This is a genomic window from Flavobacterium sp. (assembly GCF_046155325.1).
Taxonomy (GTDB): domain Bacteria; phylum Bacteroidota; class Bacteroidia; order Flavobacteriales; family Flavobacteriaceae; genus Flavobacterium.
The window spans coordinates 1-16,729 of record NZ_JBJXDQ010000037.1 but is presented as its reverse complement, the minus strand read 5'-3'; the positions used below and the strand labels follow the sequence as shown (position 1 = coordinate 16,729).

Below are 16,729 nucleotides of genomic sequence, written 5' to 3'. Positions count from 1 at the left end.
AATTTGTCCAAGTTTAAAGAGTTATTAGAGAATGAAGATTACGATGCGATTTTTAACGAAATGCAAAGTGTGAATAAAATAAAAGAAATATTAAACGGAATGAAAAAGTAAGCAGATTGCATTTTTTAGATTGCAGTTAAAAAGAAAAATAAAACAAAAAACAAAACAAAAAAATAAATTTAAAGAAGATGGAAAACAAGAAAGAAATGAGAAATTGGTTGAATGAATTCAATTTAACTCATCCATTCGTGATAGCAGGACCTTGTAGTGCTGAAACAGAAGAACAAGTATTGAAAATTGCTCATGAATTGAAAGATTCTGACGTTAGCGTTTTTAGAGCAGGAATTTGGAAACCAAGAACACGTCCAGGAGGATTTGAAGGTGTTGGTGAAATTGGATTGAAATGGTTGAAAAAAGCTAAGGCAGAAACTGGATTGCTAATGGGAACGGAAGTGGCTACAGCTGCACACTGTAAATTAGCTTTAGAAAATGATATCGATGTTTTATGGGTTGGTGCTCGTACAACTGCAAATCCATTTGCGGTTCAAGAAATTGCTGATACTTTAAAAGGAACGGATAAAATTGTATTGATAAAAAACCCAGTAAATCCAGATATGGCTTTATGGTTAGGTGGTGTGGAGCGTTTGTATGCTGCTGGAATCAAAAATTTAGGAGTGATTCACAGAGGGTTTTCTACTTACGAAAAAACAAAATACAGAAACATTCCAGAATGGCAAATTGCTATTGAATTGCAAAATAAATTCCCTGATTTACCTTTAATTATCGATCCATCTCACATTACAGGAAACCGTGAAATGATTCTTGAAGTAACGCAAGAAGCTTTGGATTTGAATTATGACGGTATGATTATCGAAACACATCACGATCCAGACAACGCTTGGAGTGATGCTGCACAACAAGTTACTCCAGACACCCTAAAACAAATTTTTAAAGATTTGAAAGTGAGAAAAGTAAGTGGTGATACGCCTGATTTTGACCAAAAAATGACAAAATTAAGAGCAAACATTGATGTTCTGGATGCTAATTTATTGGAACTTTTAGGGAAACGTATGAAAGTAGCTGACGAAATTGGGCAAGTGAAAAAAGACAATAATGTAGCTGTTCTGCAAAGCAATCGTTGGAATGAAATACAAGCAAAAATGATTGCCGAAGGCGGTAAAAAGGGATTGACGGAAGAATTTATTATTAGATTATTCAAAGACATTCACCAAGAAAGTATTGGACACCAAGAGAAAGTGTTGAATAGCTAATTAAAATTAATTTTTATTGTAAAAAATCCTGTATTTTAACAAGAAGTGTAGGATTTTTTTTATATCATTGCTTGCAATAAAAAATTAAAAAAACTTTAAAAAATTGAAACAAATGAAAAAAATTATTTTTGTATTCGCTATGTTAATAGCAGGAATTAGTGCTAATGCTCAAGTTGATATTATTACCAAACATAGTGGTGAGATTGTAAAAGGAAAAGTAATAAAAGTTGAAGAATACACGATTGTATATAAATACGATGGTGAAGATGCTGAAAACACGATCAGCAAATATGCAGTTGAAAAAATTGTTTATGGAAAAAGTGGTAGAGTTGAAGAAGTTACCGAGAAAATTGTAGTTTCAACTGAAGCCGATTGGGAAAAAGTAGTTATTTTAGAAGATAAAGCATACGCAGCTGGTCTTAAAAAAGGAGAAGAAGTAAGAGGAAAAACAGGGTTAATCAATTATCACACAGGAAATACAGGCGACAAAAAAGCTGAAATGAAACTAAAAAAAGCAGCTGCAGCAATCGGATGTCCATTTATATTGATGACCGCAGATAAGTCAACTGTAGGGGCAAATTCTAATGCAATAGGAGGTTCACAAGCTATTAAAAAAGGAATTGGATATAAATACTAGTTTTTTATAAAACTAAATTTCAAGACTGCTCCTTTATTTGAGCAGTCTTTTTTTTATCAAGTTTATCCAGAGATACAATTTAATAGTTTACAAGTTTAAACTAATTATCTTTGTAAAGAATTAGATAATAAATCAAAAATTCTTAATGACAGGAATCGTTTATAAATCCACAGGAAGTTGGTACACTGTAAAACCCGAGCAAGGTGATTTTATCGAATGCCGTATGAAAGGAAAGTTCCGAATCAAAGGAATTAAAAGCACCAATCCTATTGCTGTTGGCGATATTGTAGATTACGAACACGAAGAAAGTTCAGATACGGTAACGGGAACCATTCATAATATTCACGACAGAAAGAATTATATCGTTCGAAAATCAGTGAATTTATCACATCAAATGCACATCATTGCATCGAACATTGATCGTGTTTTTTTGCTTGTAACTATAAATAATCCGCCAACAACATTCAATTTTATTGACCGTTTTCTAGTAACCGCCGAAGCTTATGGGATTGAAACGGTATTGGTTTTCAATAAAATTGACACTTTTGATGACGCTACTCTTGATGAACAATTGTATATGCAGCACGTCTATCAAGAAATTGGATATAAATGCCTTCGGGTTTCTGCCAAAGAAAATATAGGAATAGACAAGTTGAAAGAAATGATGATTGGCAAAGTGAGTATGTTTTCTGGGCATTCTGGTGTGGGAAAATCGACTTTGGTCAACGCTTTGGAACCTTCTTTGCATCTAAAAACAAAAACAATTTCCGAAGCCAGCAAGCAAGGACAGCACACAACCACTTTTGCCGAAATGTATGATTTAAGTTTTAATGCTCGAATCATAGACACACCAGGAATCAAAGGATTTGGTATTGTTGATATGGAAAAGGAAGAAATAAGTGGTTATTTTCCGGAGTTCTTTAAGTTGAAAGACCAATGTAAATTCAATAATTGTTTGCACAAAGAAGAGCCACATTGCGCTATCAAAACTGCCTTAGAAAATGACGAAATAGCTTGGTCACGCTATAGAAGTTACTTGAAAATTTTGGAAGGGGACGATGAGAACTATCGTACCGATATTCATAATGAAGACCGAATTATTAGCGATAAAACTAGGGAGTAAGCCCCCTAACCCCCGAAGGGGAATACCTGCAATTACTTAAAAAAATTAAGAGAATAATATAATTATGATAAAAGTAAGGTTGTTTTTTTGTTCGGTTACAATTCCCCCTTTGGGGGTTAGGGGGCTATGAAAGTAGTAATTCAAAGAGTTTCTTCCGCTTCCGTAACTATTGATTCTAAAATTGTGGCCGAAATCCAAAAAGGATTACTGGTGTTAGTTGGAATTGAAGATGCTGATTCGCAAATAGATATCGATTGGTTGTGCCAAAAAATAACTAATCTTCGTATTTTTGGAGATGAAAACGACGTTATGAATTTGTCTGTAAAAGACAGTGATGGCGATATAATTGTAGTTAGCCAGTTTACACTTCAAGCCTTGACCAAAAAAGGAAATCGGCCCTCCTATATAAAAGCTTCTAAACCAGATATTGCCATTCCACTATACGAGAATTTTGTAAATAGTTTAGAAATTGAACTTGGGAAAAAAGTACAAGCTGGCGTTTTTGGTGCCGATATGAAAGTAGCACTTTTAAATGACGGCCCTGTGACGATAATAATGGATAGTAAAAATAAAGAATTATGAACCTGAAAAATTCCCAACTCGACGTTGACAATTGGATCAAAGAACATGGCGTTCGCTACTTCAATGAACTCACCAATATGGCTCAACTTACTGAGGAAGTAGGCGAAGTAGCCCGAATTATTGCCCGTCGATACGGTGAACAATCTGAAAAGGAATCTGATAAAAATAAGGATTTAGGCGAAGAACTAGCCGATGTGGTTTTTGTGGTTTTATGTTTGGCCAACCAAACCGGAATTGATTTGCAAGCCGCTTTCGATAAGAAAATGGATTTAAAATCAGTTCGCGATAAAGACCGACATAAAAACAACGAAAAACTAAAATAATTATGAATTTTAAATTATGAATTTCGAATGACTAGTAGTAAATTGCGCAACTTAAAAACCTTTGCGACTCTAGCTTCTTTGCGGTAAAAAATAAAAAAAATGAATTTACATCTTCTACCTTCAACTTGTCATTCAAAATCTGCAATCTCAATTACAGGTTCAAAATCTGAAACCAACAGACTATTATTATTACAAGCTTTGTTTCCTAATATTACTTTGGAAAACACTTCCAATTCTGATGATAGCGAAGTGATGATGAAAGCTCTTGTTCCTAACACCCAGAACCCAAAACCCAACACCCAAATTATAGATATTCATCACGCAGGAACAGCAATGCGATTTCTAACCGCTTATTTTGCTGTAAACGAAGGTCGCGAAGTAGTGCTTACAGGTTCGCAACGAATGACCGAGCGTCCTATAAAAGTTTTGGTCGAAGCCTTGCAACAATTAGGAGCGCAAATTTCGTATGAAAACCAAGAAGGGTATCCGCCCATTCGAATCAAAGGACAAAAAATCACGAAAAACCAAGTTAGTATTCCTGCCAATGTAAGCAGTCAGTATATTTCGGCATTGTTGCTCATTGCTCCAAAACTCGAAAACGGAATCGAATTAACTTTGGTTGGTGAAATCACCTCCATTCCATATATCAAAATGACTTTGGCCTTACTGAATGATTTAAACATTAAAACCAGTTTTGATGGAAATGTTATTAAAGTATATCCAAAACAAGAAGTAGAATCGAAAGTGATGACGGTCGAATCTGATTGGAGTTCAGCCTCTTACTTTTTTAGTATCGTAGCCTTATCTGAAATTGGAACACAAATTACACTTTCGAGTTACAAACAAAATAGTTTGCAAGGCGATAGCTCGTTGGTCGAAATATATAAAAATCTTGGAGTAGAAACTGTTTTTGAAAATAACAACATTGTTTTACAGAAAGTTGCTCCCGAAGCTACGGGGCTGCAATCTCTAATCTGCAATCTGAATTCTTCTCCAGATATCGCACAAACCATTGTGGTAACTTGTCTTGGGTTGGGAATTGGTTGTCATCTGACTGGACTTCACACCCTGAAAATAAAGGAAACCGATAGATTGGAAGCACTTCGAATCGAAATGACAAAACTAGGAGCGAACATTTCGGTAACGAATGATAGTTTGACTCTTGTAGCCGCAACTCATATCAATCCGAATGTGAAAATAGCTACTTATAACGACCACAGAATGGCGATGGCATTCGCTCCTTTGGCTTTAAAAGTGCCCATAATTATCGAAAATGCCGAAGTGGTTTCTAAATCTTATCCAGATTTTTGGAAGGATTTAAAAAATATAGGATTCGAAATTTCAGAAAAATAACCATTTATTGCGAGTCAATATCGAATTTCGTCTCCCTCTCCTTTGTAGAGGGTCGGGGTGAGGAAAAAAACTTCGTGACTTCCCGTCTTTGTGGTAAAAACAAAAATAAACGGCGAAACACTTGACAACGCCTATCTCACAATCGTATATTTGCACACGTTTTAAAGTTGAAGCCAAAAACACTTCTAACTACGTAACATCTAACTTCTAACATTCCCAAATGAAATTATCACATTTTCAATTCAACTTGCCAAAAGAACTTCTAGCAGAATATCCAGCCGAAAACCGTGACGAATCGCGTTTGATGGTAATCGATAGAAAAAAAGGAACAATCGAACACAAAACATTCAAAGATGTTATCAATTATTTTGACGAAGGCGATGTTCTAGTATTAAATAACACTAAGGTTTTTCCAGCTCGTTTGTATGGTAATAAAGAAAAAACAGGAGCTAGAATTGAAGTGTTTTTATTAAGAGAATTAAATGCCGAACAAAGACTTTGGGATGTATTAGTTGATCCAGCCCGTAAAATCAGAATTGGAAATAAATTATATTTTGGTGACGATGATTCATTAGTAGCTGAAGTTATTGATAATACCACTTCAAGAGGAAGAACATTGCGGTTTCTTTTTGACGGTTCTTATGAAGAATTTAGAAATAAATTAACAGAACTCGGAGAGACCCCAATTCCTAAATATATAAATAGAGAAGTAACCCCAGAAGATGCAGACCGTTACCAAACTATTTATGCTAAAGAAGAAGGAGCGGTAGCAGCACCAACTGCTGGCTTGCACTTTTCTAAGCATTTGTTAAAGAGATTAGAAATTAAAGGTGTGAAATTTGCCGAAGTGACCCTTCATGTAGGTTTAGGTACTTTTAATCCAGTTGAGGTTGAAGATTTATCAAAGCATAAAATGGATTCAGAAGAATTAAAAATCTCCCAAGAAGCATGTGATATTGTAAATACAGCCAAAACAAAGAAACAAAGAATCTGTGCTGTAGGAACAACATCAATGAGAGCAATAGAAAGTTCAGTTTCTTCGCAAAGAACTTTAAACCCTTTTGATGGATGGACGAATAAATTTATTTTTCCACCACACGATTTCAGTTTAGCAACTTGCATGATTACTAATTTCCATACGCCTAAATCTACTTTGTTAATGATGATTTCAGCATTTTGTGGTCATGATTTAATGAAAAAAGCTTATGAAGAAGCTATCAAAGAAGAATATAAATTCTATTCTTATGGCGATGCGATGTTAATAATATAAATTTCATACTTCCTAATCTGCTTTGAGTTAGGATTTTTCAAAGAAAATTAAATTAATCTTACTAGAAATAGTGATATTTTTTTATTGTATTACCTAATTTAACGAAAAAATCAGGAACAGTTTTTTTTAGGGTAAAATATTGTTATTCAATACTATTTTGCGCAATAAAGTAATAACGAAAACGTTTTTGTTATAATAACGATTTATAAATTGAAAAAAGTTTTTTTATTTAAACTAAAAAATTAAATTTGCCTTTCAATTATTAATACAAAAATTAAAAAATAAATTATTTAAAACTACTAAAAATTAAAAAAATGGCAAACGTTAAAAAAGAAAACAGTTCAAATGGTGGGGGAATGATTTCAGCAATTATTATTGTAGCATGTGTATTTGTTGGTGTTTTGATATGGAAATTTGTTATGGGAGCAGCAGCAAACTTTGAGGGAGGCGATCCTGAGACCGGTCATCCAATAAATACATTAGGACAAGTATATAAAGGGGGATTTATCGTGCCTGTGTTGTTAGGTATGTTGTTGATGGTTCTTGTTTTCTCAATCGAAAGATTTTTAGTGATTTCTAAAGCTGGAGGAACTGGAAATCTGGATGTTTTCATGAAAAAAGTGCAAGGAGATATTAAAGACGGTAAAATTGAAGATGCAATTGGTCAATGTGACATACAAAAAGGATCAGTAGCAAATGCTATCAAATCTGCATTGGTAAAGTATCAAGATGTTAAAAAAGAAGGTTTTAATAGCGAAGAAGCTTCAGAAACTATACATAAAGAAATAGAAGAAGTAACTTCACTTGAAATGCCAATGTTGGAAAAAAACATGACAATAATTTCATCTTTAGTTTCTTTAGGAACTCTTGGAGGATTATTAGGAACGGTGTCAGGGATGATCAAAGCATTTGGTGCATTAGCATCTGCAGGAACTCCTGATCAAGCAGCATTAGCAACAGGTATCTCTGAGGCATTGATTAATACCGCAACAGGAATATCTACTTCTATTTTGGCTATTGTTGCTTACAATTTTTTTACTTCTAAAATTGACGATTTAACCTATTCCATTGACGAAGCTGGTACAACTATCGTTAATACTTACAGAAAATTTAGAGGTAGCTTAAAACAATAATTTTTGATATTTATTTATCAATACTATATAAAAAACAATGGCAAAAATAAAAATGAATAAAAAATCAGCATCGACCGATATGACGGCGATGTGTGATGTAGCTTTTCTTTTGCTTACCTTCTTTATTTTGACTGCCACAGCTAAAGTTCCTGAAGTAATGCCAGTAGATACTCCTGCATCTACAGTGCAAACTAAATTACCCGATACGGATTTAGCTACGCTTACAGTAGGAAAAGGCAAAGTGTTTTTTGATTTAAAAGGAAGAGAGATTCGTAAAAAAACTCTTGAATTTATGAGTCAAAAATATAAGTTAGCATTTTCAGAAGATGATTTAACAAAGTTTGCTTTAATGGAAAGTTTTGGAGTTCCTATTCAAAGTTTAAAGCAAATTTTGGATATGAAAAGCGCTGATAGAAGTAAGGCTGATCAACCTGGAATTCCTAAAGATTCATTGGATAATCAATTAGCAGATTGGGTTCAATTTGCACGAACTGCTAATATTGAAGTAAATGACAAGGAATTGCAAATTGCAATAAAAGGAGATGCAAAAGAAGAATATCCAACGATAAAAAAAGTAATGGATATTTTACAAGACCAGAAAGTTAACAGCTTTAGCTTGGTAACTGGATTGGAAGGAAAAGACAACTAATTAAAAAATTACACTAAAATGGCTGAATTAAATACCGGCGACGGTGGCGGCGGAAAAGGTGGAAAAGTAAGAAGTAAAAAACAAAACTCTAAAGTAGATTTAACTGCTATGGTAGATTTGGCATTCTTATTAATTACATTCTTTATGTTGACCACAACCTTGTCTAAACCACAATCTATGAGTTTGGGGTTGCCAGATAAAGAAGATGACCCTAACAAAAAGAAAGATGTTAAAGTAGACGAAAATCGTACGATGACTATTATGTTAGCCGATAATAATAAAATAGTTCGCTATGTTGGTTTATTAGCAACACCAGTTGCAGGTGGAGCTCCAAAAGAGTTTACTTATGGTAAAGAAGGAATTCGTAAAGAAATTTTATCTAGAAAAAAGTCGGTTTTAGCCTATTCAACTGCGAAGGGAAAACCTGCAAATGGAATTATAGTAATTATTAAACCTACGAAAAAATCAAATTATCGTAACTTAGTTGATATACTAGACGAAATGGCGATTGCAGGAGTTGAAACCTATGCTATTGTTCCTGAATTTTCACCCGAAGAAGCAAAATTGTTAGTAGGTAAATAAGAGTAATCTTAAACCTTACTAGCTTTATAATCAAGAAATAAATAGCTACAAATGAAATTAGATTTATTTAAAAGACAATGGGTTGATATAGTATTCGAAGGACGTAACCTAAGTTATGGTGCCTACGAATTAAGAACAACTAATAATAAGACCACTTATAGAGCCCTGATTATTGGAAGTTTGTTTTTTATTCTAGCTGTTAGTGCTCCGCTTATTATTAGTTTGATTCCTGAATCGACTGATGATGCGAATAACGATATTAAAATCACTACAGTAAAACTGCCTCCTAAAGAAAAGCCAAAAGAAAATTTACCTCCACCGCCGCCACCGCCGCCAAAAGTTGACCAGGTGAAGTTTGTGAAACCAGTGGTTGCAAAAGCAGAAGAGGTAACAGAAGAGCCGCCTAAGGTTGTAGAAATCAAAGACAAGAAAATTGGCGCTGAAACCATAAAAGGAGATCCAGACGCTGAATTAACTGTAGAGCCTGTAGGTACAGGAACTGGTGCAGTAGTTGAGGAAGACAATACAGTTTATAATTCTGCCGGACTTGAATTACAACCTCAATTTCCTGGAGGTATGGATAAATTTTATGGCTTTGTTGGTAAAAATTTTAATGTGCCAGAAGAAGAAGGGATTAATGGTAAAGTATTTGTGTCATTTACAGTTGAAAAAGACGGTAATTTAACTGATATTAAAGTACTTAGAGATGTGGGTTTTGGTTCAGGAAATGAAGCAATTCGTGTCTTAAAAAAATGTCCAAGATGGGCTCCAGGAGAGCAAAACGGTAAAAAAGTTAGATGTACCTATAGTTTACCAATTACCATTAAATCTGCTGAATAGTGCTAATTAAAGTTTACAATAATTTTATGGAGAAATCGCTCAAAGAGCGGTTTCTTCTCGTTATAGGTCTACTGTTTTTTTTGCTTTATTTTGTTTTGGGAATGATAGTTATTTTTTGGAAAAACTTTCCAATCCTAATGAAACCTAACTATAGAATTGCTTTTGGTGTTATTTTAATAGTGTATTCTTTTTTAAGGTTTCTACGATTTTTTAATTCAAATAAAGACTAAGGATGTCTAAAATAATAAATTTTTTAATTTCCGCTTTTTTAGCACTTCTTATTGTATGTTGTTCTAAAAAAGAGCAAAATAAGGAAGAAACCATTATAAAAGGAAGTACATCAATCTTAGTTGATGAAACTCTTGTACCTGTAATTGAAGACCAAATAGCTGTTTTTGAAAGTTATTATGATGCTCATATTACTATAATTTCAGAATCTGAATCAGAAGTCCTAAATTCATTAATTAAACAAGAAAGTGGTATCGCTGTTTTAACTCGTGAACTTTCAGATAATGAAAAAAAGCTATTTGAACAAAAGAAAATTATTCCGAGAACCACTAAAATAGCTATTGATGCAATAGCTTTTATTGCCAACAAAAATAATAAGGATACCTTAATCGCGTTACAAGATGTGGTTTCTTTTATGCAAGGAAAGTCTAGTTCAAAGATAAAGGGACTAGTGTTTGATAATCCAAATTCAAGTACGGTTCGGTTTATGAATACCATTGCAGGAATCAAAACAATGAGAACCGAAGCGGTATATTCGTTTAAAACTAACGAAGAAGTAATTCGATTTGTTGCTCAAAATGATGGAATGATAGGAGTTGTTGGTGTTAATTGGTTGTCGCAACCATCACCAAAGATGCAAGAGTTTGTCGATAAAGTAAATATACTGGCTGTAAAAAACCTTACTGGAAAAGATTATTTTGAACCCACTCAAAATAATTTGGCAGAAGGCCAATATCCTTTGGCACGTGATTTGTATGTCATCAATTGTCAAGGAAATTCTGGTTTAGGTATGGGGTTTGCTTCCTTTGTTGCGGGAGATATCGGGCAAAGAATAATTCTGAAATCAGGCTTGTTACCCATCAAAGTTCCAGGACGAAGATTTAATATTAGAAAAGAAATAATTAATAAATAATACACCAACAAATGAACACATTTAAAACGCTTAGCATTGCTGTATTTGCTTCCATTTCATTTGGATATGCACAAGATGTTGATCAAGCCAAAAAAGCAATCGATGCAGAGCAATTTGAAAAAGCAAAATTAATATTGAAATCCATAATTCAAGTGAAACCAGAAAATGGTAAAGCTGCATTTCTCTTAGGAAATATTTACCTTAATCAAAGTGTGATTGATTCAGCTAAAATTTATTTTCAAAAAGGACTTATAGGAACCGAAGGCGGAAAATTTAACAATATTGGTTTAGGGCAGATTGAGCTTGAAAATGGAAATGTTACAGGAGCACAAACTTTATTTGCATTGGCAACAAAAGATATGCGAAAAAAAGATTTTGAAGAAAATATATATATTGGTAGAGCTTATATGAATATCTCAAAGCCAGATTACAAAACTTCGCTTTCTTATTTAAATAAGGCTGCTTTGACTAGCCCATTAGATGCTCAAGTTCAATTAGCTTTAGGCGACGCTCACTACGGAGATAAAAATCAAAACGATGCTTATGTGGCATATAGAAATGCTTTTCAGGCAGATAATACTTTAATTAGAGCCAAAATGCAATTGGGTGTTTTGCTAAAAGATGCTAAGTCTTATGACGAAGCTTTGAAAGCCTATAACGAAGTAATTGCAATAAACCCAAACTATGGCCCGGTTTATAGAGAATTGGCTGAAACGTATTACAAATGGGGTCGAAACAAGCCTTCTAAATCAGTAGATTTAATGAAAAGTGCCATCGAGAATTATGAAAAATACATGAGCTTTACGGATTATTCTCTAAATTCTAGAATGCGCCATGCCGACTTTCTTATTCTGGTAAAAGATTATAAAGCATTAGAGGTTGAAGCTAATAAAATGAAAGAATTAGATAAAGTTAATCCTAGAATATTTCGTTATTTAGGGTACTCTGCTTATGAAAATGGAAACATTGACGTAGCATTAAATTCATTAGAAAGTTTTACATCAAATCCTACAAATAAAATCATTGCTAAAGATTATTTGTGTTTAGGTCTAGCTAAAATAAAAAAAGGAATCGCAATTGATGGATTGTCAATTCATCCAACAAGCTTTAATGCGGGTTTAATCGATATTAAAAAAGCTATCGAGATGGAGCCTTTGGCGGTAGAGGATTTGAATGAAATAGGGAAAAAGTTATTTACTCAAAAACTTTACAATGAAGCTGCAACAATATTTGAATTGGGTTCTACAAATAAAGAAGGAAAAAATTATTTAGATGATAACATTTATTACGGATTAGCATTGTATTATGATAATAATAAAAGCAATAAAACACCAGATTCTATAGCATTAAAAAAAGCTGATGCCGCATTTACAAATGTAATTGCAGCTTCTCCAGCGTATCAAGAGGCATATATTTACAAAGCTAGAGTAAACGCATTACTTGAAAACAATGAGGTAATGAAAAAATCGTATGAAGATTATATTACCAAAGCCACTGAAAAAGGGGCAGAAGAAATTGCTAAACCTACTGTAAAGAAAAAATTTATTGAATCCTATAACAATATTGCATCTACTTATTTGACCGCGGACAAATTAAAAGCAAAAGAGTTTATAGCTAAATCTTTAGAAATAGATCCAGCAGACAAGCGCGCTTTAGAATTGTTGGCATTCTTAAAATAGGATTTTTTAATTAAAATTTTTAAAACCGATGGTTCTGAAACTATCGGTTTTTTTTGTTTTACTATTTTTCAATTTCAAAATCCTAAAATCCTAATTCACTATCTTTGCGCTTTAAAATATAGAAATGTTATCAAAAGAAATACAATTAGCCGTAAATAAAGGCACAATGCTTCCCTTAATGGAAGAGTTTTACACTATTCAAGGCGAAGGATATCATACTGGAACAGCGGCTTATTTTATAAGAATTGGTGGTTGCGATGTAGGCTGTCACTGGTGTGATGTCAAGGAAAGTTGGAATGCTGAGTTGCATCCGCCTACCAATATTGGGAACATTGTTGCCAATGCTACAAAATATGCAGACACGATCGTAATTACTGGTGGTGAACCCTTGATGTGGGATATGAGTTTGCTAACTCAGGAATTAAAAAAAAATAATCTTAAAGTACATATTGAAACTTCAGGAGCTTATAATTTAACAGGAGTTTGGGACTGGATTTGTCTTTCGCCAAAGAAAAATAAACTGCCAACTCAAATAGTGTATGAAAATGCAGATGAACTAAAAGTGATTATTTTTAACAAACATGATTTCATTTTCGCGGAAGAACAAGCCGAAAAAGTGAATCAGAACGCTATTTTATTCCTTCAGCCCGAATGGAGCAAAAAAGAAGAAATGACACCGCTTATTGTCGATTATGTAATGAATAATCCAAAATGGCGCGTTTCTTTGCAAACCCATAAATACTTAAATATTCCTTAAATTATGAATAAATATTTTATCTTAATAGTTTTTATTTGTTTTATCCAAATTTCTTTAGGGCAGGAAACAAAACAGAGTGATAGTTTGTTAATTGCTAAAATCAAGGAGGATGTTGTTCCTGTTCCTAAAGAGACAAAATTGTATCAATATGTAGCGCAGAATTACAGACTTCCTGATGTGCCAGGTTTGAAGGGCAAAGTGCTTGTTAATTTTTTGTTAATGAAGATGGGAGTATTGGCGATTTTAAGATAGTTGAAAATGTAGGTTATGGAACGGCTGAAGAATTAATTAGAGTTTTAAAACAACAAATGGTAAATGGAAGGCGTCTATAAAGGATGGTAAACCTGTTAAAGTGAAATATTTTTTTCCGTTAAGGATTGCAGTTCCTTAAATAAAATCAGAAAAGTCAAAAATAGCTAGTGTTTGATTTTTCTGATTTTTGTTTAGAAGCTAAGCCTCGCCAAATAATCATAATGTTCTCCTTCCAGAATCAATTTGCATTGTAATCCATTGGCGAAAGCCGCATTTTGTAAAGTATTATAATCAAGATAAAGCCACAGAAAAGTTTTCTCGGTTTCGTTTTTATAAGTAATTGTATATGTCAATTCACCATAATATTGATCGCCAGAAACCCATTTGCATCTTTCGTCATCATCATCAAACATATAAATAATGTCCGACGAATCTATTAGTATTTGACCATTTGGATTTAGTAAATTCTTCAATTTTTGTAAAAAGTCAGGAGTGTCTTTCAGTGTTCCAAAAATCCCCGTTCCATTCATTAATAATAAAATGGTATCGAATTTTTCGTTTTCCAATGTCATTATATCTTGTACTTTGGCATTTTTCAAGCCGCGAAGTTGGCAAGCTTGAATCGCATTTGGTGAAATATCTATTGAAGTGACATCGAGATTCCGATCATTTTGCAAAGTCAGACTATGGCTTCCTGCGCCACAACCCACATCGAGAACTTTGCCTTTGGCCAATTGTAACGCTTTTTGCTCTAATTTTGGCATTTCGTCATAGCTTCTAAAAAGATAGGCAACGCTCATTTCATCTGCTTCAGAAATGGAGGTTTCGGTAATTAAATCCTCGGGGGAATTATTGGTTTGAAAATCGAGTATGGCTTTTCCGAAAAGGTCTTTCATAGTCATTGCGAGGAACGAAGCAATCTCCCCTCGGTTTTTTAGTTATTAATAAGAAGTATCTATTCCCCTCTTGAGGGGGGTTAGGGGTGTGTTTTTCAAGATTTATTGGCTACTTTTGTATCAAAATCATGAAACTTGAAACAAATTCTAAACAATCTCCCTAAAGAAGCCAAAGATAAGCATATCGAAAACAAAAAGTATTTTGATAAGCTGAAAAAAAAGACACCCAAAAACTTGGATTACGTGATGCAAGATTTACACGATGCGGAGTTTAAGAAAATGGATTGTTTAAGCTGTGCCAATTGTTGCAAAACAACCGGACCTTTATTTACTTCTGCAGATATTGAACGTGTTTCAAAACATCTGCGACAAAAGCCGCAGCAATTCATCGACCAATATTTGCGTGTCGATGAAGACAAAGATTATGTGCTGCAAAGTGTGCCTTGTACTTTTCTCGAGAGCGACAATACCTGTTTCATTTATGACGTTCGCCCAAAAGCTTGTCGTGAATTTCCACACACCGACAGAAAGAAGTTTCAACAAATCTCGGATTTGACTTTGCAGAATGTGGCAATTTGTCCAGCGGCTTTCAATATTGTCGAAGAAATGAAGAAGAAAATGCCGCTATGATTTTTAATTAATAAATTTATACAACTAAAAAAAGTATCATAAACTATTTTTCATCTGTGTAAATCTGTGTAATCTGTGGCAAAAAACTTTATGTATCTTTGTGACAAACTTAGAATTTTGAATTTAGAATATTTCATAGCCAAACGACTCATAACTGCTAAAGATTATAAAAGCAGCATTTCTGCGCCAATTATAAAAATTGCAATATCCGCCATCGCCATTGGTATGATTATGATGATTGTTTCAGTAGCAACAGGAATTGGCTTGCAACAAAAAATTCGCGAGAAAGTTTCAGCTTTCAACGGGCACATTATTATTTCTAATTACGACAACAATCAATCCGAAGTTACGCTGGTCCCCATTTCCAAGAAACAAGATTTTTACCCAAAATTCACTTCAGTTCCCGAAGTAACCCATGTTCAGTCCATTGCCAGCAAAGCAGGAATTATAAGAACCGAAACCGCTTTCGAAGGAATAATCCTCAAAGGAGTAGGAACAGATTACAAATGGGATAACCTCAAGGAATATATCGTTTCAGGCAGATTACCTAATTTTTCAAAAGGCATCAATCAGGAAGTGATGATTTCCCAATTTTTGGCAAACAGGTTAAATCTAAAAGTAGGCGATGCTTTCAATACATTTTTTATAAAAGAAAGTCAAAATAAACTCCCCAACATCCGAAGATTCAAAATTACAGGAATTTTCAATTCCGGATTCCAGGAGTTTGATGCTACTTATATAATAGGAGACATTCGGCACATTCAGCGAATGAATAAGTGGACGCCTGATCAGGTGGGAGCATTCGAGGTTTTTGTAAATGATTTCAATACCATAAAAACTGCGGGCGAAAAAGTGTATGAACAAACATCTTCCACACTCGACAGCAAAACCATAGTCGAAAAATACACCTATATATTTGAATGGCTAAAACTCTTCGATCTCAACATCATAATCATATTAGCCGTAATGATTTTAGTCGCTACCATCAATATGGTTGTGGCGCTGTTAGTGCTCATCCTCGAACGCACGCAAATGATAGGAATATTGAAAGCATTAGGTGCCAGCAATTGGTCGGTAAGAAAAATATTCCTCTACAATGCCTTATATCTTATCGTGCGAGGACTGTTCTGGGGAAATTTAATCGGAATTTCGTTATTGCTCATTCAGCAATATTTCGGCATAATCACGCTCAATCCAGAAAATTATTACGTCAATCAAGCGCCAGTTTACCTTAACTGGGGATATATTGTGCTATTAAATCTACTTACGGTCGCCGTTTGTTTCTTGGTGTTGTTAATCCCTTCCTATATAATAACCAAAATTTCTCCGGTAAAAGCAATCCGTTTCGATTAAAAAGCACTAAATTTTCAGAATTCCACAAAAAGATTTCATTCCAACGTTCACGCATTCAATATTTTAAAAAATCTTTTAAAAAAAGGTTAAAAAAGGCATTGCAAAATTGAATTAAGGTATTACTTTTGCAGCCGCATTAAGGCATACGTTCTTTAAAAATTCAGAAAATAATTGTTTACTATATTGTAAAAGGATGAAAAGATGTGTATCTTAGTAGCCCTTAGAAAATTAGGAATTGCATTATTTTTATTTTTAAAA

The 16,729-nt window shown here is 33.8% G+C and carries 18 protein-coding genes; 17 read left to right on the top strand and 1 reads right to left on the bottom strand.

From position 1 onward, the window contains the following. Positions 1-188 precede the first annotated feature (188 nt). From ACKVOD_RS02540 to ACKVOD_RS02470, 15 genes are all read left to right on the top strand, one after another. The gene (locus ACKVOD_RS02540; RefSeq protein ID WP_409207914.1) at positions 189-1,271 is read left to right on the top strand and encodes a chorismate mutase; all 1,083 of its coding nucleotides are present in this window, start codon (positions 189-191) and stop codon (positions 1,269-1,271) included. Between the two features lie 112 nt (positions 1,272-1,383). Beyond that, a complete protein-coding gene (locus ACKVOD_RS02535) occupies positions 1,384-1,908 on the top strand; it encodes a hypothetical protein (protein WP_409207913.1) in 525 nt (174 codons plus the stop codon). Positions 1,909-2,053: 145 nt separating this feature from the next. Beyond that, positions 2,054-3,031 carry a ribosome small subunit-dependent GTPase A gene (rsgA, locus tag ACKVOD_RS02530; RefSeq protein ID WP_409207912.1) on the top strand — a complete coding sequence of 326 codons (978 nt, stop codon included), beginning with the start codon at positions 2,054-2,056 and terminating at the stop codon, positions 3,029-3,031. A gap of 126 nt (positions 3,032-3,157) precedes the next feature. Continuing rightward, positions 3,158-3,613, top strand: a complete 456-nt coding sequence (gene dtd, locus ACKVOD_RS02525) for a D-aminoacyl-tRNA deacylase (RefSeq protein ID WP_409207911.1) — start codon at positions 3,158-3,160, stop codon at positions 3,611-3,613. Then, the gene (locus ACKVOD_RS02520; RefSeq protein ID WP_409207910.1) at positions 3,610-3,936 is read left to right on the top strand and encodes a nucleotide pyrophosphohydrolase; all 327 of its coding nucleotides are present in this window, start codon (positions 3,610-3,612) and stop codon (positions 3,934-3,936) included. The genes dtd and ACKVOD_RS02520 overlap by 4 nt, the downstream gene beginning before the upstream one ends. 99 nt (positions 3,937-4,035) lie before the next feature. Further along, complete coding sequence (gene aroA / locus ACKVOD_RS02515; RefSeq protein WP_409207909.1) at positions 4,036-5,289, top strand: 3-phosphoshikimate 1-carboxyvinyltransferase; 1,254 nt, start codon at positions 4,036-4,038, stop codon at positions 5,287-5,289. A 220-nt stretch (positions 5,290-5,509) separates the two neighbouring features. Next, positions 5,510-6,559 carry a tRNA preQ1(34) S-adenosylmethionine ribosyltransferase-isomerase QueA gene (gene queA / locus ACKVOD_RS02510; RefSeq protein WP_409207908.1) on the top strand — a complete coding sequence of 350 codons (1,050 nt, stop codon included), beginning with the start codon at positions 5,510-5,512 and terminating at the stop codon, positions 6,557-6,559. A 314-nt stretch (positions 6,560-6,873) separates the two neighbouring features. Then, on the top strand, positions 6,874-7,692 hold the full coding sequence (locus ACKVOD_RS02505; protein WP_409207907.1) for a MotA/TolQ/ExbB proton channel family protein: 819 nt from the start codon (positions 6,874-6,876) through the stop codon (positions 7,690-7,692). Positions 7,693-7,729: 37 nt separating this feature from the next. After that, the gene (locus tag ACKVOD_RS02500) at positions 7,730-8,341 is read left to right on the top strand and encodes an ExbD/TolR family protein (RefSeq protein ID WP_409207906.1); all 612 of its coding nucleotides are present in this window, start codon (positions 7,730-7,732) and stop codon (positions 8,339-8,341) included. An 18-nt stretch (positions 8,342-8,359) separates the two neighbouring features. Next, positions 8,360-8,923, top strand: coding sequence for an ExbD/TolR family protein (locus ACKVOD_RS02495; protein ID WP_409207905.1), 564 nt, complete (start codon positions 8,360-8,362; stop codon positions 8,921-8,923). A gap of 51 nt (positions 8,924-8,974) precedes the next feature. Further along, the gene (locus tag ACKVOD_RS02490; protein WP_409207904.1) at positions 8,975-9,763 is read left to right on the top strand and encodes an energy transducer TonB; all 789 of its coding nucleotides are present in this window, start codon (positions 8,975-8,977) and stop codon (positions 9,761-9,763) included. Positions 9,764-9,995: 232 nt separating this feature from the next. Continuing rightward, a complete protein-coding gene (locus tag ACKVOD_RS02485; RefSeq protein ID WP_409207903.1) occupies positions 9,996-10,904 on the top strand; it encodes a PstS family phosphate ABC transporter substrate-binding protein in 909 nt (302 codons plus the stop codon). An 11-nt stretch (positions 10,905-10,915) separates the two neighbouring features. After that, positions 10,916-12,583, top strand: a complete 1,668-nt coding sequence (locus ACKVOD_RS02480) for a tetratricopeptide repeat protein (protein WP_409207902.1) — start codon at positions 10,916-10,918, stop codon at positions 12,581-12,583. A 124-nt stretch (positions 12,584-12,707) separates the two neighbouring features. Further along, entirely contained in the window at positions 12,708-13,340 is a 633-nt protein-coding gene (locus tag ACKVOD_RS02475) for a 7-carboxy-7-deazaguanine synthase QueE (protein ID WP_409207901.1), read from the top strand. 3 nt (positions 13,341-13,343) lie between these two features. Continuing rightward, positions 13,344-13,592, top strand: a complete 249-nt coding sequence (locus tag ACKVOD_RS02470) for a hypothetical protein (protein WP_409207900.1) — start codon at positions 13,344-13,346, stop codon at positions 13,590-13,592. A gap of 191 nt (positions 13,593-13,783) precedes the next feature. Here ACKVOD_RS02470 and ACKVOD_RS02465 read toward each other — a convergent pair whose 3' ends face one another. After that, a complete protein-coding gene (locus ACKVOD_RS02465) occupies positions 13,784-14,488 on the bottom strand; it encodes a class I SAM-dependent methyltransferase (protein WP_409207899.1) in 705 nt (234 codons plus the stop codon). A gap of 135 nt (positions 14,489-14,623) precedes the next feature. Between ACKVOD_RS02465 and ACKVOD_RS02460 the strand changes: the two genes are divergently transcribed. Next, positions 14,624-15,118, top strand: coding sequence for a YkgJ family cysteine cluster protein (locus tag ACKVOD_RS02460; RefSeq protein ID WP_409207898.1), 495 nt, complete (start codon positions 14,624-14,626; stop codon positions 15,116-15,118). 117 nt (positions 15,119-15,235) lie between these two features. Then, positions 15,236-16,471 carry an ABC transporter permease gene (locus ACKVOD_RS02455; protein ID WP_409207915.1) on the top strand — a complete coding sequence of 412 codons (1,236 nt, stop codon included), beginning with the start codon at positions 15,236-15,238 and terminating at the stop codon, positions 16,469-16,471. The last annotated feature ends 258 nt before the right edge of the window (positions 16,472-16,729 follow it).

Bases quoted from the DNA above. Each gene is read 5' to 3' on its own strand.
- ACKVOD_RS02540 (WP_409207914.1), top strand. From the start codon at position 189: ATGGAAAACAAGAAAGAAATGAGAAATTGGTTGAATGAATTCAATTTA.
- ACKVOD_RS02535 (WP_409207913.1), top strand. From the start codon at position 1,384: ATGAAAAAAATTATTTTTGTATTCGCTATGTTAATAGCAGGAATTAGT.
- rsgA (WP_409207912.1), top strand. From the start codon at position 2,054: ATGACAGGAATCGTTTATAAATCCACAGGAAGTTGGTACACTGTAAAA.
- dtd (WP_409207911.1), top strand. From the start codon at position 3,158: ATGAAAGTAGTAATTCAAAGAGTTTCTTCCGCTTCCGTAACTATTGAT.
- ACKVOD_RS02520 (WP_409207910.1), top strand. From the start codon at position 3,610: ATGAACCTGAAAAATTCCCAACTCGACGTTGACAATTGGATCAAAGAA.
- aroA (WP_409207909.1), top strand. From the start codon at position 4,036: ATGAATTTACATCTTCTACCTTCAACTTGTCATTCAAAATCTGCAATC.
- queA (WP_409207908.1), top strand. From the start codon at position 5,510: ATGAAATTATCACATTTTCAATTCAACTTGCCAAAAGAACTTCTAGCA.
- ACKVOD_RS02505 (WP_409207907.1), top strand. From the start codon at position 6,874: ATGGCAAACGTTAAAAAAGAAAACAGTTCAAATGGTGGGGGAATGATT.
- ACKVOD_RS02500 (WP_409207906.1), top strand. From the start codon at position 7,730: ATGGCAAAAATAAAAATGAATAAAAAATCAGCATCGACCGATATGACG.
- ACKVOD_RS02495 (WP_409207905.1), top strand. From the start codon at position 8,360: ATGGCTGAATTAAATACCGGCGACGGTGGCGGCGGAAAAGGTGGAAAA.
- ACKVOD_RS02490 (WP_409207904.1), top strand. From the start codon at position 8,975: ATGAAATTAGATTTATTTAAAAGACAATGGGTTGATATAGTATTCGAA.
- ACKVOD_RS02485 (WP_409207903.1), top strand. From the start codon at position 9,996: ATGTCTAAAATAATAAATTTTTTAATTTCCGCTTTTTTAGCACTTCTT.
- ACKVOD_RS02480 (WP_409207902.1), top strand. From the start codon at position 10,916: ATGAACACATTTAAAACGCTTAGCATTGCTGTATTTGCTTCCATTTCA.
- ACKVOD_RS02475 (WP_409207901.1), top strand. From the start codon at position 12,708: ATGTTATCAAAAGAAATACAATTAGCCGTAAATAAAGGCACAATGCTT.
- ACKVOD_RS02470 (WP_409207900.1), top strand. From the start codon at position 13,344: ATGAATAAATATTTTATCTTAATAGTTTTTATTTGTTTTATCCAAATT.
- ACKVOD_RS02465 (WP_409207899.1), bottom strand. From the start codon at position 14,488: ATGAAAGACCTTTTCGGAAAAGCCATACTCGATTTTCAAACCAATAAT.